Genomic DNA, 14637 nt, shown 5'->3' with positions numbered 1-14637 from the left:
GACGGTACGCAAAGCTAGCACTGGCGCGGGGGTGGTCTGGGTAGACCGTTGATTTCATTGACTTTCCTGTTCGCTTTGTAAACGGGTATGGTGGCCTCCCACTTTTGAGGTTCACGATGCAGGGTTGGCACACAACGTTTTTGGGGATGCGTGGGCTCCCCCGCGATATCAGCGACTTCGAGATGAAGGCATTTTTCACCTTCGATGGTGCCGAGCGCGACGCAATCAATGCACGCCGAGGTGATTCCCACAAGCTTGGTCTGGCGCTCCATATTGGTTTCCTGCGCATGAGTGGGCGTTTGCTCGGTGCCTTTCGGGTAATTCCAGTAGCCTTGTGGCGCCACCTTGGCAACGAGCTTGGCATTGCAGCACCAGAAGTCGCCTCGCTGAGAGCCATGTATGAACGCGGGCGCACGCTATTCGATCACCAACAAGTAGCCTGCACGGTCCTTGGATTCCAGTGGATGAGCGAGCACCAGCGCCGCTCACTGGTACGTGAACTGCGCGACGAAGTGGCGCGCTGCGCCGACCGCGATCAGCTACTCGTGCGGGCGCGTCAATGGCTGTACAAGAACAAGCTGGTGATCGTGCACGAGCGGGCAATTCGGACACTGATTGCGGCGGCACTTGCCCAGCTTGAAGTTGAAACAGGCACCGCCATCGCCGCCAGCGTTGATCCAGCAACACTTGATCGCTGGCGAGCCTCAGTTTCAGAGCTGCGCCCAGATGGACAAACCCAGCAGAGTTGGCTATGGGCTGCACCGGCGAAACACTCAACCCGCCAAATCAGCGAGGTACTGGAGCGCATCGACCTGCTTTACACGCTGGACGTTCATAAGCACCTGGCAGACATCCCCGATCTCATCTTGCGCCGCTACGCGCGCCGACTTGTCTCCAGGCCGCCCTCAGCCGGAGCCAAGATCAAAGAGCCAGCGCGCACCGTGGAGGTCGCATGCTTTCTTCGGTATTGCCTGTTCACCACCACAGACCAGTTGATCCTTATGGTGCAGCGCCGGATCGCCGATCTGTGGCGTCAGGCTGCCGCCGATGTCCCCGCTACCGTCAATTGGGCCGCAATGTACAAAACGCTGCTCGGCGAACTTGTTGCCTTGAGCGCGCAAGGTGCGGTGCCAGATGCTGAGTTGCGTGCCCGTCTTGAAGCCTTGATCACCGAAACCCAGAAACGCAAACCACCGAGCAGGGCCTCCCTGGTCCGCGAGGGATTGATTGATGGAATTCGCCCCGTGCGGTCGTTGCTCGTCGCCATTGCAAAGCTGCCCTGGCAGGCCACCGGCGAGCATCCTGCCATCGAGTACCTTGCCAAGCTGCAAGCTTTATATCTCAAAGGATCCAGAAAGCTGCCAGTTGAAGTGGTGGCACCAAGTCTGGGAATGATCTGGCAGGTTTCGATCTCCAGCCCAGACCGGGAACGGGCGTTTCAGGCGTTGGAGGTGGCCACCCTGTTTGCCCTGCGCCGCGCGGTGCGCAATGGCTCGGTCTGGATTGAGCACAGCCTGAGCTTTCGGGGTCGTGCGCGCTTGTTCTTCACGGACGAGCGTTGGCAGGCAGAGTCCAAGAAACACTATGCCCGTCTATCGTTACCCAGCAAGGCTGCCACTTTCTTGAAGCCTTTGCTGGCCAGAGTAACTGCCGGTGTCGATGCGGTGGCCGCTGCAGCCCGCAGTGGCGTACTGCGCGTGGATGATGAACTCCATTTGTCGCCATTGCCCGCAGAGGACGAAGACCCAGAAGTGACCAAGCTGCGCGCGGCTTTGGATCACCGCATCGGTGAGGTTCAATTGCCGGAAGTGATTCTGGCCGTTGACGCCCAGGTGCGCTTTAGCTGGATCATGCTCGGACGTGAGCCGCGCTCTACCGACGAGCTGCTGATGGTCTATGCCGGCATCATGGCCCACGGCACCAGTCTGACTGCGGTCGAATGCGCGCGCATGATTCCGCAATTGTCTGCCACCAGCATTCGCCAGGCCATGCGCTGGGCGCGGGACGAACGGCGTCTGAGCCAGGCCTGCCAGGCTGTGCTGGAATTCATGCAGCGACACCCGATTGCCGCCACCTGGGGGCGGTCCGATTTGGCATCTTCTGACATGATGAGCATGGAGACCACCAAACGGGTGTGGCAAGCCCGGCTTGATCCTCGGCGCAACACACCTTCCATTGGAATCTACTCCCATGTAAAAGACCGGTGGGGCATCTTCCATGCGCAGCCCTTTGTGCTCAATGAGCGCCAGGCGGGCGTGGCCATTGAAGGTGTCATCCGCCAAGAAAAGCTGGAGACCAGCCAGCTTGCTGTGGATACCCATGGCTACACCGACTTTGCCATGTCACATGCCCGTTTGCTTGGTTTTGATCTTTGCCCGCGGTTGAAGGAACTCAAACAGCGCCACCTCTTTGTGCCACGCGGCACCAAAGTGCCCGCAGAAATCGCTGCGGTGTGCGAAGCCAATGTCGACGTCGCTTTGATCGAAAAGCATTGGGATAGTCTGGTGCACCTGGCAGCCTCGGTCATGAGCGGACATGCCAGTGCGGTGGCAGCTCTTGCGCGGTTCGGTTCTGCCGCCCAGGGCGATCCAATCTATGAGGCTGGCGTGCAATTGGGGCGGTTGCTGCGTACGGCGTTTTTGGCTGACTACTTTGTCAAGGACGCTTTCAGGAACGAGTTGCGCCGGGTGCTCAATCGGGGCGAGGCTGTTAACGCCCTCAAGCGCGCCATTTATACCGGCCGGATCAGCCCGGCGCAGGCCAAACGTGTCGATGAAATGCAGGCTGTGGCCGATGCGTTGAGCCTGATGGCCAACATCGTGATGGCGTGGAATACCTCACAGATGCAGGCGGTCCTGGATCGCTGGTCGAACCGCCGCCAGGTCATTCCACCGGAACTGATCGGGAAGATTGCGCCCACCAGGCTGGAGAGCATCAACTTGCGGGGTGTGTTTCGCCTCCCGGTTGACCGCTATGCTGACCAAATCCTGCCTTCGCGGCCAAATGCATCGATAACTGGCACCAATGGATGAAACCGACCACGGTTTGACGCCACGAATCGCAGATTTGAAAGTGAACAGGAAAGTCAATGAAATCAACGATCTACCAACACCACCTCCGCGCCAGTGCTAGCTTTTCGTACCGTCACTTATTGCACTGAAAACGAGGAGACCCCTCCTTGCAACAGGGCGACGATTTCTTTCTGGCGAGCTGCTTTGAGCATCTGTTTTCTTGCATCTCAGGACGGTTGACGCGCGAGGTGTGCGCGTGATCGGTGCGGAAACTGTACCGCCCGTATTTGTCACGAGTTTGACTCATCATGTTCGTAGCATCCAGTTCATGAACACTAACGATCAAATACGAACAGTCGTCTTTGATGTCGATGGAACCCTTTTCGACACCTTGCCCTCCCTCGCAGCGGCCGCCAACGAGGTGCTTGTGCTGGCCGGATTGCAGGCCGTCGAGCCGCAGCATCTTCGTCCCGCCTTGAGCCAGGGCATCACCGCCCTCTTCCAGAGCGCGCTCCGGCTTCAGGCGGCGTCTGTGCCGCTCGCGCTGGCCTCGCGACTCGAAGATGCCTTCGAGCACCGCTACGCATCGCACTGGCTGCACCAGGCCGTGGTGTACGACGGCGCTCTCGATCTGCTGTCGATGCTTCGTTCGCAGCGCATCGCCCTGGGCATCTGCACGAACCGCGATCAAGACTCCACACGCACGCTGCTGGACAAGGCAGCACTGACCGGCTTCTTCGACGCGATCGTGGGCCTGGGCGACACCGAGCATCCCAAGCCGGACGCCGCGCCGTTGCACCTCGCACTGACCCAGTTGGGCGCGACGCCGCAGACAGCGCTCTTCGTCGGGGACTCCGGCATCGACGCGGCATGCGCTCAGGCGGCTGGCGTACCGCTGGCGGCTCACCTGGGCGGCTACGCCGCGGACCCTGACGACTTGCGCCCCTGCACCGTGGCGTTTTCAGACTACGCAGAATTCCACAGCTGGATGGCCGCCCGGACATCGACTCAGTCAACGACGGAGACGAATCACCATGTCTGACATCCAGATCTCGGGCCTGACCAAACGCTACGGCAACGCGGCCGTTCTTCAGGAACTCGACCTGACCGTGCGCGACGGCGAGTTCCTCACCTTGCTGGGCGCGTCCGGTTGCGGCAAGTCCACCTTGCTGAAGCTGATCGCCGGCCTGGACACGCCCGACACCGGCTCGATCCGCATGGGAGACCGCGACTTGCTCGCCCTGTCGCCCAGCGCGCGGGACTGCGCGATGGTGTTCCAGTCCTATGCGCTGTATCCGCACATGACCGTGCGCGAGAACATCTCGATGCCGCTGGTGATGCGCGGCCTCGGATTCTGGGGTCGCCTGCCGGGCGCGCGCCTGGTGTCTCCTGCGGTGCGCCGCAGGCTCGCCGACATACATGCCAGCGCACAGGAGGTCGCACGACGACTTGCCATCGACGGATTGCTCGATCGCAAGCCGGCCCATCTGTCGGGCGGCCAGCGCCAACGCGTGGCACTGGCGCGTGCAATGGTTCGCCACCCTTCCGTGTTCCTGTTCGACGAGCCTCTCTCGAATCTCGACGCCAACCTTCGCCATGCGCTGCGTGCCGAAATCCGCCAGCTTCACGACCAACTGGGCGTGACGTTCATCTACGTCACACACGATCAGCACGAAGCCATGTCCATGTCGGACCGTGTGGCGGTCATGCGCGAAGGCCGCATCCTTCAGGTGGCGCCACCCGAAGATCTGTACATGCGACCCCGAAGCCTCGAAGTCGCGCGATTCGTCGGCGCGCCGCGGATCAACGTCGTGCCGGGCGAGATCCGCGCCAACGGCGAGATCCATTGCCTGGCGCAACGCATCGCGAATACCGCGGTGAACAGTGGGCCCTGCCATGTCGCCTTCCGGCCTCAGGCGGTCACCTTGGCCAAGGCGCATGGCCTCACCGTGCGCGGCGTGGTCGGCCATGTGGAATACGCGGGGACCGAATTGATGGCCACGCTGACCCTGCCGAGCCAGGGTGAGGCCTGCATCGTCTGCCTCCCGGCAGGCACGGCTGCGCGCGCAGGGGCCGAGTTCGAGGTCACGGTGCCGTGGGAAGCCCTGCATGTCTTCGATGCAGGCGGTCAGCGCCTGTCGATCGACCGATGCGACGCGCTGGTTCGCGTGGCCTGAAAGCCGACGATGCGCATCCGTCCCCTCTCCACAGCGTCGCTTCTCGCACCCGCGGGACTTCTCGCGACGCTGCTGCTGTTCATCCCCGTGCTGGCTGTCGTTCTGATGTCCCTGACCGATTGGCAGTTCGGCGCCACCACGCTGAACTGGGTCGGCCTGCAGAACTATGCCGAACTCTGGTCGGACGAAGTCTTTCGGAAATCCGTGACCAACACCCTCGTCTACCTGGTACTGGTCACCGGGGGCTCGATCGCGCTGGGCCTGAGCCTCGCCCTGTTGATCGAATCCGATCGATCGGGACGCGGCTTCTACCGAACGGCTTTCTTCATGCCGGCCGCATCGACGCTGATCGCCATGGCGGTCGTGTGGGAGTTCCTGCTGCATCCGAGCGCCGGGCTCGTCAATCACCTGCTGATGCAGGTCGGTATCTCGCCCCAGAACTGGCTCAACGACCGCCGGCTCGCGCTGTACTCGCTCGCCGCGATCGGCATCTGGCAGATGTCCGGGCTGGCCTTGGTGTTCTTCCTGGCCGGGCTGCAAGGGATTCCGCGCGACGTGCGCGATGCGGCGGAACTCGACGGCATCGAAGGCGCCTTCGATCGATTCCGCTTCGTCACCTGGCCGTTGCTGGGCCCCACCACCCTGTTCGTCATCACCGTGTGCGCCATCCGCGCCCTGCAGGTCTTCGACACCGTGCATGTGCTCACGAAGGGCGGGCCGAACAAGGCCACCGAGGTGCTGCTCCACACGATCTACACCGAAGGTTTCAGCTTCTTCCGCATGGGTTACGCCAGCGCCATGACGGTCGTCTTCATTGCAGGCATCTTCCTCTTGACCCAGATCCAGCACGCCGCGCTGGAGCGCCGGACGCACTACGCATGAAACGTCCTTCTCCTTCCTTTCGGATCCTTCGCCACGGGGTCCTGATGGCCGTGGCGCTCGTCTTCCTGATGCCCTTCATCTGGATGGTGCTGACCTCGCTCAAGCCCGCCGACGAAATCTTCGGCAGCGAGATCCATCTCTTTCCGACGCGCTTTGCCGCGGTCGAGAACTACACCCTGGCGCTGACCAAGGTCCCCTTGCTGCGCTACCTGTGGAACGGCGTTCTCGTCTGCGCGGGGATCCTGGTGCTTCAGATCCTGGTGGCGCTGCCTGCCGCCTACGCCTTCGCCAAGCTGTCGTTCCGCGGCAAGCCGTGGGCATGGCGCCTGGTGATGCTTGCGCTCATGGTGCCGTACCAGGCCACGGCCATCCCACTCTACGTGATGCTGTACCACGCAGGTCTGCTCGACACGATGGGCGCGCTGATCCTGCCTTTCAGCGTGTCGGCGTTCGGCATCTTCCTGATGCGGCAGTTCTTTCGCACCGTGCCCGACGACCTGATCCATGCCGCGCGGCTGGACGGCATGGGTGAGCTGGAGATCGTCTGGCGCGTGATGCTGCCCACCGCCATGCCCGCCTTGCTGGCGTTCTCGATCTTCTCGGTGGTCTGGCACTGGAACGACTATTTCTGGCCCCTCCTGGTCATCAATTCACCCGATCTGGCGACACCGCCATTGGGAACCATGTTCTTCCGCAATGAGGAAGCAGGCAGCGCGTTCGGTCCTTTGATGGCCGGCACGGTGCTGATCACGGCGCCGCTGGTGCTGTTGTTCGTCGTCGCGCAAAAGCGCTTCATCGAAGGTGTGACGCTCACCGGCGTCAAAGGTTAAACCGCAAGGAATCAAGCAATGAAACAACTGTTTAAGAAAACCGCCGCACTGGCCGTGTTAATGACCACCGGCCTGGCACAGGCTCAGCAACCGACTGAGATCGTGATCGACTACGCGTACGCTGATCTCTTCAAAGAGGTCCATGAATCAATCGCAAAAGACTTCATGGCGAAGTTCCCCCAGTACAAGGTCACGTTCCGTGCGCCCACGTCTGACTACGAGGTCGCGGCACAACAGGTTCTGCGCCAGGCCGTCACGGGCCAGCTCCCCGATGTGTCTTATCAGGGCCTCAATCGTCTGCGCGTGTTTGCCGACCGTGGGCTCGCTGTCGACCTGACGCCCTTCATCAAGGCGGAGAAGGGCTGGGCGGGGATGGGTTACGACCAAGCGTTGCTTTCACTGGGGCAAGTCAAGGGTCAGCAGGTCGGCATCGGCTTCGCGCTGTCTACACCCGTCATCTACTACAACGCCGACCTGATGCGCAAGGCGGGCGTGGAGCCCGATCGCTTTCCCATGAACTGGGATGCCATCATGAACGCGGCCAAAAAGTCGAAGGCGGCAACGCCCGGCACCGAGAGCCTTCACGTCGAGTGGGACATCACGGGCAACTGGATGTGGCAGGTGCTGGTCTTCAGCAACGGCGGCACCATGTTGACCGCCGACGAGAAGAAGGTGGCCTTCGACGGCCCCGCAGGCAAGGCCGCCATGCTGACCCTCGAGCAGCTCGTCAAGCAGGGTGAGATGCGCAACATCTCCTATTCGGCCGCCTTGCAGGACTTCGTGAGCGGCAAGCTCGCGGTACTGGCGACAACCACTGCGCGCCTGGGCAGCATCACGAAGCAGGTGGGAGGCAAGTTCGAGATTCGTACCGCCCGCATGCCCGTTGCCAAGGACGGCCGACTGCCGGCCGGCGGCAATGCAGCGATGATGTTTTCCAAGGATCCTGCCAAGCAGGCCGCTGCTTGGGAATACATCAAGTTCGCCACCGGCCCGCTGGGCGCGACGACCATGGTCAAGGCAACCGGCTACTTCCCGGCCAACACGTTGCCAGCGACCGACCCGAACCTGCTTGCGCCCTTCTACAAGGCAAACCCCAATCATCTGACCGCCATCGCGCAGATGCCGGTACTCACCGGCCCGTACGCGTTTCCGGGTGACAACGGCTTCAAGATTACCGACGTAATCAAGGATCACCTCCAGACCGTGGTTTCGCAAGAGGTGCAACCCGCCGTTGCCCTTAGCGAGATGAGCAAGGCCGTCCAGGCATTGCTGCCGCGCTGAGTGCAAGGCACGACCATGCACAAGTTCATCCACATCACGGACATTCATCTTGTCGAGCAGGGTCGCGCCCTCTACGGCCATGACCCCGGCAAACGGTTCGAGCGCTGCATCGACAGCGTGATCGCCGAGCACGCGGACGCAGCGTCTTGCGTGATCACGGGCGACCTCGCACATGTCGGGCACCCGGACGCCTACCGCCAGCTGTCGGAGCAATGCGCGCGGTTGCCAATGCCGGTTCATCTGATTCTCGGCAACCACGACAGCCGGACCAACTTCCGCGAGCGCTTCCCACAGGTGCCGGTGGACAGCAATGGGTTCGTCCAGTACGAGCAGGCCATCGGGAGGTTCAGGGGTCTGTTTCTGGATACCAACGAACCGGGAACGCATTGCGGCGTCTTCTGCGAGCAACGGGCAAACTGGCTTTCCCAGCGCTTGGCGGAGGATGATTCACCGGTGCTCCTGTTCATGCATCATCCGGCATTCCACCTTGGCATCCCGGTCGCGGATCGAATCGGATTGGTCGACAACGAATGGTTGCTGACGGCGTTGAAGGGCCACGAGCACCGCGTCAAGCACTTGTTCTTCGGCCACATTCATCGCCCCATCTCGGGCAGCTGGCGCGGCATCCCGTTCTCGACATTGCGCGGAACCAACCACCAGGTGGCGCTGCACCTTCGGGAATCGGAAGACATCCCGGGCAGCTTCGAGCCGCCACAGTACGGCGTCGTGCTGCTCGACGAGGATTCGGTGCTCGTGCACCTGCATGACTTTCTCGATCGCAGCGAGCGATTCTGGTTGGGCGCATAGCCCAGATGCAGGGCCGGCATGCTCAGCGTCAACGGCCAGCAACCGAAGCTGGTGCCTTGGACGTTGCAGTGCGCCAGCGCACAGACCCACGCTTCATGGCTTTGTAAAACCGCGTTGAAGCATCTCAACCAACGAAAGAAGTCCATGAAGAAAACTCTCCTGTTCGGGGTCCCCTCGTTTTCAGTGCAATAACTGGCGGTACGCAAACCCAGCACTGGCGCGGGGGTGGTGTTGGTAGATCGTTGATTCTGTTGGCTTTCCTGTTCACTTCTCAAGCGGGTATCGTGGCCTCCCGCTAATGGGGTTCACGATGCAGGACTGGCAAACGACGTTTTTGGGGATGCGTGAGCTGCCCCGCGATATCAGTGACTTCGAGATGAAGGCGTTTTTCACCTTCGATGGTGCAGAGCGCGAGGCAATCAATGCGCGCCGGGGTGACGCCCACAAGCTCGGTCTGGCGCTGCATATCGGGTTTTTGCGCATGAGTGGCCGCCTGCTGTATGCCTTTCGGGTGGTTCCCGTCGCCCTGTGGCGCCACTTGAGCGAGGAACTTGGCATTGCCACCCCTGATGTGGCTTCGCTGCGCACGCTGTACGGGCGGGAGAAGACACTGTTCGATCACCAGCAAGTAGCGTGCACGGCCCTTGGTTTTCGGTGGATGAGCGAGCACCAACGCCGCTCCCTGGTGCGTGAACTGCGGGACGAAGTGGCCCGTTGCGCCGACCGCGATCAACTGCTCGGGAGGGCCCGCCAATGGCTGTACAAGAATAAGCTGGTGATCGTGCACGAGCGGGCCATCCGGACTTTGATTGCGAGCGCACTCACCCAGCTCGAAGCGGAGACAGGTGCTGCAATCGCCGCCAGCGTCGATCCGGCAACCCTTGATCGGTGGCGAACCTCGGTTGCAGAGCTGCGCCCAGATGGACAAACCCAACAAAGCTGGCTGTGGTCGGCGCCGGCCAAGCACTCAACCCGCCAAATCAGCGAGGTACTTGAACGCATCGATCTGCTGTACGAGCTGGACGTTCATAAACACCTGACCGACATCCCCGATCTCATCTTGCGCCGTTACGCGCGCCGACTAGTCTCTCGGCCGCCGTCTGCCGGCGCCAAGATCAAGGAACCCGCGCGCACCGTGGAGGTCGCCTGCTTTCTGCGGTATTGCCTGTTCACCACCACGGACCAGTTGATTTTGATGGTGCAGCGCCGGATTGCCGATCTGTGGCGCCAGACCGCTGCCGAGGTCCCCGCCACCGTCAACTGGGCGGCGATGTACAAAACGCTACTGGCCGAACTCGTGGCCTTGAGCGCCCAGGGCGCTGTGCCGGACGCCGAGCTGCGCGCACGGCTTGAAGCCTTGGTCATCGAAACCCAGAAACGCAAGCCACCCAGTCGGGCCTCCCTTGTGCGCGAAGGATTGATTGATGTCATTCGCCCCGTACGCTCACTGCTTGTGGCAATTGCAAAGCTTCCATGGCAAGCCACCGGAGAGCATCCCACCATCGACGCCCTGACGAAATTGAGCGCCTATTACGCCAGTAACATCAGAAAGTTGCCGGATGGCGTTGTCGCGCCAGGCCTGGGGAAGGTCTGGCAAGCCGCCATATCCAGCCCAGACCGGGAACGGGCGTTTCGGGCATTGGAGGTTGCCACCTTGTTTGCCCTGCGCCGCGCGGTGCGCAATGGATCGGTCTGGATCGAGCACAGCTTGAGTTTTAGGGGCCGTGCACGCCTGTTCTTCACGGACGAACGTTGGAAGGACGAGTCCAAGAAGCACTATGCCCGTCTGTCGCTGCCCGGCAAGGCGGCCACCTTTCTGAAGCCATTGTTGGCCAAGGTAACTGCAGGTGTCGATGCTGTGGCTGCGGCGGCACGCAGTGGCGTACTGCGCGTCGACGATGAACTCCACCTCTCAGTTTTACCCGCCGAAGACGAAGACCCAGAAGTGACCAAGCTGCGCGCGGCTTTGGATCACCGCATCGGTGAGGTTCAATTGCCGGAAGTGATTCTGGCCGTTGACGCCCAGGTGCGCTTTAGCTGGATCATGCTCGGACGTGAGCCGCGCTCTACCGACGAGCTGCTGATGGTCTATGCCGGCATCATGGCCCACGGCACCAGTCTGACTGCGGTCGAATGCGCGCGCATGATTCCGCAATTGTCTGCCACCAGCATTCGCCAGGCCATGCGCTGGGCGCGGGACGAACGGCGTCTGAGCCAGGCCTGCCAGGCTGTGCTGGAATTCATGCAGCGACACCCGATTGCCGCCACCTGGGGGCGGTCCGATTTGGCATCTTCTGACATGATGACCATGGAGACCACCAAACGGGTGTGGCAAGCCCGGCTTGATCCTCGGCGCAACACACCTTCCATTGGAATCTACTCCCATGTAAAAGACCGGTGGGGCATCTTCCATGCGCAGCCCTTTGTGCTCAATGAGCGCCAGGCGGGCGTGGCCATTGAAGGTGTCATCCGCCAAGAAAAGCTGGAGACCAGCCAGCTTGCTGTGGATACCCATGGCTACACCGACTTTGCCATGTCACATGCCCGTTTGCTTGGTTTTGATCTTTGCCCGCGGTTGAAGGAACTCAAACAGCGCCACCTCTTTGTGCCACGCGGCACCAAAGTGCCCGCAGAAATCGCTGCGGTGTGCGAAGCCAATGTCGACGTCGCTTTGATCGAAAAGCATTGGGATAGTCTGGTGCACCTGGCAGCCTCGGTCATGAGCGGACATGCCAGTGCGGTGGCAGCTCTTGCGCGGTTCGGTTCTGCCGCCCAGGGCGATCCAATCTATGAGGCTGGCGTGCAATTGGGGCGGTTGCTGCGTACGGCGTTTTTGGCTGACTACTTTGTCAAGGACGCTTTCAGGAACGAGTTGCGCCGGGTGCTCAATCGGGGCGAGGCTGTTAACGCCCTCAAGCGCGCCATTTATACCGGCCGGATCAGCCCGGCGCAGGCCAAACGTGTCGATGAAATGCAGGCTGTGGCCGATGCGTTGAGCCTGATGGCCAACATCGTGATGGCGTGGAATACCTCACAGATGCAGGCGGTCCTGGATCGCTGGTCGAACCGCCGCCAGGTCATTCCACCGGAACTGATCGGGAAGATTGCGCCCACCAGGCTGGAGAGCATCAACTTGCGGGGTGTGTTTCGCTTCCCGGTTGACCGCTATGCTGACCAAATCCTGCCTTCGCGGCCAAATGCATCGATAACTGGCACCAATGGATGAAACCGACCACGGTTTGACGCCACGAATCGCAGATTTGAAAGTGAACAGGAAAGTCAATGAAATCAACGATCTACCAACACCACCTCCGCGCCAGTGCTAGCTTTTCGTACCGTCACTTATTGCACTGAAAACGAGGAGACCCCGAGAGCCTGACGACGTGGTGTGTGGAACGCACCACCAGATTTCCGAGACACTGTCTGGGAAATTGAGCACCGCTGCCATGCGACGGCAGCAGCGATCAATCGGCAGCAACAGGATCAGTGCCTCAGCTTGCCGCCGGGGGTTGTGTTTTCAGGCCCGGAACACCTGACGGAAAATTCGCCAGACACTGCCTGGCGAATGCTCCACGGAACTGTCCATTCTGGTCAGGCCGCTACCGTGATGCCCGCTGCATGCGCGCGCCGCGCCGGCTGCACCACGATCTCGACCCGCTGATCTAGCGACACCAGCGCCTGCATCAGCCGCTCCAGCGAGATGTTCTGGAGCTTGTAGCGGCGCACCTGGGACACCTTGGGCTGGGTCATGCCGGTGATCGCCGCCGCTTCCACCTGGCTCAGGCCGCGTTGCCCGATCAGGGTGTTGAGCTTGAGGGCGAGCGCAGCCTTGGCCGTCAGTTCCTCGGCATCGTCGAAGCCCAGGTCTGCCAGCACGTTGTCGGTGCCTTCGGGATGGTCGATACGGGTCATCATCTATCTCCCGCTCGCCCCATAGCGGGCGAGCACTGCTTTCAGCCGCTTCTCGATCAACTCCACGTCCGGCTGCGGCGTGGCGATGCCGGACTTGGACTTCTTCTGGAACGCATGCAGCACATGCACTGCGTCGCCGACCTTCACGGTGTAGACCGCCCGGAAGGTATCGCCCCGGTGATCTTCCACCAGCTCGTACACGCCGGAACCCAGCCCCTTCCAGGGCTTGGCCGAATCCGGCGTGCTGCCCAACTGGACGATGAACAAAGCCACGCCCATGTCCTTCTGCACGTCGATGGGGAATGCCTTGAAGTCCTTTTTCGAGGAGCCTTCCCAATACAGCAGCTTGCGTTCAGGGTTCATGATTATATCCGTTCAGGTATAGATTGCAAGCCCCCGGATTGTCGTGACAGTGGCACGACAATCCGGGCTGGCAGCTCAGGCGGGCACTGCCTCGGCCGGCGCGTTGCGCCGGACGCCCGTGATGGCCTGGCGCCGGTTGGCCACCAGCTCGGCCGCCTCGCGCACCGGCTTGTCTTCGGTGTGAACGTAGCGCATGAACATCGCCACGGTCTTGTGCGCCGTCAGGGCCATGCCGACCTTCACCGGAATCCCCGAGTTGGCGATGTCGGTCGCCGAGCGGTGGCGGATACCATGCGTGCCCACGTGGCTCACATCGGCACGCTTCAGGATGCGCGTCCAGCCGCCGTAATACTCGCCCGTGGTCATGTGCTGCCCCGGATGGTTCGGCGAAGGGAACACGTGCGGGCACCCATCTTGGCGGGGCGCGGTGGACAGCAGCCGGTAGGCTTCCTCGCTCAAGGGTTTGGACATGCCGCCAGTCTTGCTGTCGGGCCAGACCACGCGCCGGTTCTCCAGATCCACCCAATCCCATTGCAGCGAGACGATCTCGGAGCGGCGCCCCGCGAACTCGAATTGCAGCCGGATGGCCAGCGGCAGAACCGCATGATCCAGGCCTAGCCCGTCGGTTTCCAGATAGTCGAGATACCGGAACAGCTTGCCCATCTCCTCGTCGCTGATGAGGTGGGTGGCCTGTCCATTGGGATACATCGGGACGTGGCGGCACGGGTTGGTGCCGTCCGGCCGGTAGCCCCAGACCTCGGCCAGGTTGAACATCTTGCGCATCACGCTGAACGTGCGGTTCGCGTCGGCGGGCTTGTGCGCCATCTTCTTCATCGCGCCAGCCACGTCCGGACGCTTCACGTCCTGCACCTTCATGCGGCCCAGCATTGGGATGATGTTGCGGTTGATGCACTTCTGGTAGCCGGCTTGCGTGCTGGGCTTGTTGCGCTGCTTGGAGTGGTCCTCCATGAACTTCTCGCACAGCTCCTTGACCGTGGGCGCCTTGCGCGCTGCCGCCTTGTCGGCGGCCGGGTCGCCGCCCCGGCGCACCTGCGCCAGCCATTCCTGCGCCAGCGAGCGCGCTTGCTCCACTGTCAGTTCGCCGAACAAGCCCAGGGCGGGCTTGCGCCGCTCGCCGGCGTTCGTGCGGTACTGGAGCATGAACACCTTGCGGCCCGCTGGTGTAATCTTGCACAGGAAGCCGGGCACCAGCGTGTCCCGTAGTTCGACGGCCTCGGCCTGAGGTTGCGCCGCATCGACTGCGGACTTGGTGAGCTTGGTTTTCGCCATGATGACTCCTTGGAAAGACCCGGTTTCCAGGGGCCACATGGGAACCATGCGGGCACAAGCCGGGTCAGGTTTCGGAAAGCACCG

At 61.7% G+C, this 14637-nt stretch carries 11 protein-coding genes; 8 read left to right on the top strand and 3 right to left on the bottom strand.

What is annotated here, in order from left to right; translation table 11 throughout:
- Positions 1-116 precede the first annotated feature (116 nt).
- From AC4QBL_RS13445 to AC4QBL_RS13410, 8 genes are all read left to right on the top strand, one after another.
- Entirely contained in the window at positions 117-3032 is a 2916-nt protein-coding gene (locus AC4QBL_RS13445; protein WP_377553405.1) for a Tn3-like element IS1071 family transposase, read from the top strand.
- 307 nt (positions 3033-3339) lie between these two features.
- On the top strand, positions 3340-4053 hold the full coding sequence (locus AC4QBL_RS13440) for an HAD family hydrolase (RefSeq protein ID WP_472908466.1): 714 nt from the start codon (positions 3340-3342) through the stop codon (positions 4051-4053).
- Complete coding sequence (locus AC4QBL_RS13435) at positions 4046-5188, top strand: ABC transporter ATP-binding protein (protein ID WP_472908467.1); 1143 nt, start codon at positions 4046-4048, stop codon at positions 5186-5188. Before AC4QBL_RS13440 ends, AC4QBL_RS13435 begins: the two co-directional genes overlap by 8 nt.
- Before the next feature lie 9 nt (positions 5189-5197).
- Positions 5198-6070: a carbohydrate ABC transporter permease gene (locus AC4QBL_RS13430; RefSeq protein ID WP_167544086.1), complete on the top strand. Its 873-nt coding sequence runs from the start codon at positions 5198-5200 to the stop codon at positions 6068-6070.
- The gene (locus AC4QBL_RS13425) at positions 6067-6900 is read left to right on the top strand and encodes a carbohydrate ABC transporter permease (RefSeq protein ID WP_026062489.1); all 834 of its coding nucleotides are present in this window, start codon (positions 6067-6069) and stop codon (positions 6898-6900) included. Before AC4QBL_RS13430 ends, AC4QBL_RS13425 begins: the two co-directional genes overlap by 4 nt.
- Before the next feature lie 18 nt (positions 6901-6918).
- Complete coding sequence (locus tag AC4QBL_RS13420; protein ID WP_031942803.1) at positions 6919-8181, top strand: ABC transporter substrate-binding protein; 1263 nt, start codon at positions 6919-6921, stop codon at positions 8179-8181.
- A 15-nt stretch (positions 8182-8196) separates the two neighbouring features.
- The gene (locus tag AC4QBL_RS13415) at positions 8197-8988 is read left to right on the top strand and encodes a phosphodiesterase (RefSeq protein ID WP_472908468.1); all 792 of its coding nucleotides are present in this window, start codon (positions 8197-8199) and stop codon (positions 8986-8988) included.
- 310 nt (positions 8989-9298) lie between these two features.
- Positions 9299-12214 carry a Tn3 family transposase gene (locus AC4QBL_RS13410; RefSeq protein WP_492131592.1) on the top strand — a complete coding sequence of 972 codons (2916 nt, stop codon included), beginning with the start codon at positions 9299-9301 and terminating at the stop codon, positions 12212-12214.
- A 365-nt stretch (positions 12215-12579) separates the two neighbouring features.
- Here AC4QBL_RS13410 and AC4QBL_RS13405 read toward each other — a convergent pair whose 3' ends face one another.
- The 3 genes from AC4QBL_RS13405 to AC4QBL_RS13395 all read right to left on the bottom strand — a co-directional run bounded on the left by AC4QBL_RS13405 (position 12580) and on the right by AC4QBL_RS13395 (position 14553).
- Positions 12580-12900, bottom strand: coding sequence for a helix-turn-helix domain-containing protein (locus tag AC4QBL_RS13405; RefSeq protein WP_472907000.1), 321 nt, complete (start codon positions 12898-12900; stop codon positions 12580-12582).
- A 3-nt stretch (positions 12901-12903) separates the two neighbouring features.
- Positions 12904-13263 (bottom strand): type II toxin-antitoxin system RelE/ParE family toxin, encoded by a 360-nt coding sequence (locus AC4QBL_RS13400; protein WP_472907001.1) that lies wholly within the window; start codon positions 13261-13263, stop codon positions 12904-12906.
- 75 nt (positions 13264-13338) lie between these two features.
- A complete protein-coding gene (locus tag AC4QBL_RS13395; RefSeq protein ID WP_472907002.1) occupies positions 13339-14553 on the bottom strand; it encodes a tyrosine-type recombinase/integrase in 1215 nt (404 codons plus the stop codon).
- Positions 14554-14637 lie beyond the last annotated feature (84 nt).

The organism is Hydrogenophaga sp. L99, from assembly GCF_058731905.1.
This window is presented reverse-complemented; position numbering and strand designations above follow the sequence as displayed.

Coding starts and splice junctions, on each gene's coding strand:
- AC4QBL_RS13445 (WP_377553405.1), top strand. CDS start 117: ATGCAGGGTTGGCACACAACGTTTTTGGGGATGCGTGGGCTCCCCCGC.
- AC4QBL_RS13440 (WP_472908466.1), top strand. CDS start 3,340: ATGAACACTAACGATCAAATACGAACAGTCGTCTTTGATGTCGATGGA.
- AC4QBL_RS13435 (WP_472908467.1), top strand. CDS start 4,046: ATGTCTGACATCCAGATCTCGGGCCTGACCAAACGCTACGGCAACGCG.
- AC4QBL_RS13430 (WP_167544086.1), top strand. CDS start 5,198: ATGCGCATCCGTCCCCTCTCCACAGCGTCGCTTCTCGCACCCGCGGGA.
- AC4QBL_RS13425 (WP_026062489.1), top strand. CDS start 6,067: ATGAAACGTCCTTCTCCTTCCTTTCGGATCCTTCGCCACGGGGTCCTG.
- AC4QBL_RS13420 (WP_031942803.1), top strand. CDS start 6,919: ATGAAACAACTGTTTAAGAAAACCGCCGCACTGGCCGTGTTAATGACC.
- AC4QBL_RS13415 (WP_472908468.1), top strand. CDS start 8,197: ATGCACAAGTTCATCCACATCACGGACATTCATCTTGTCGAGCAGGGT.
- AC4QBL_RS13410 (WP_492131592.1), top strand. CDS start 9,299: ATGCAGGACTGGCAAACGACGTTTTTGGGGATGCGTGAGCTGCCCCGC.
- AC4QBL_RS13405 (WP_472907000.1), bottom strand. CDS start 12,900: ATGACCCGTATCGACCATCCCGAAGGCACCGACAACGTGCTGGCAGAC.
- AC4QBL_RS13400 (WP_472907001.1), bottom strand. CDS start 13,263: ATGAACCCTGAACGCAAGCTGCTGTATTGGGAAGGCTCCTCGAAAAAG.
- AC4QBL_RS13395 (WP_472907002.1), bottom strand. CDS start 14,553: ATGGCGAAAACCAAGCTCACCAAGTCCGCAGTCGATGCGGCGCAACCT.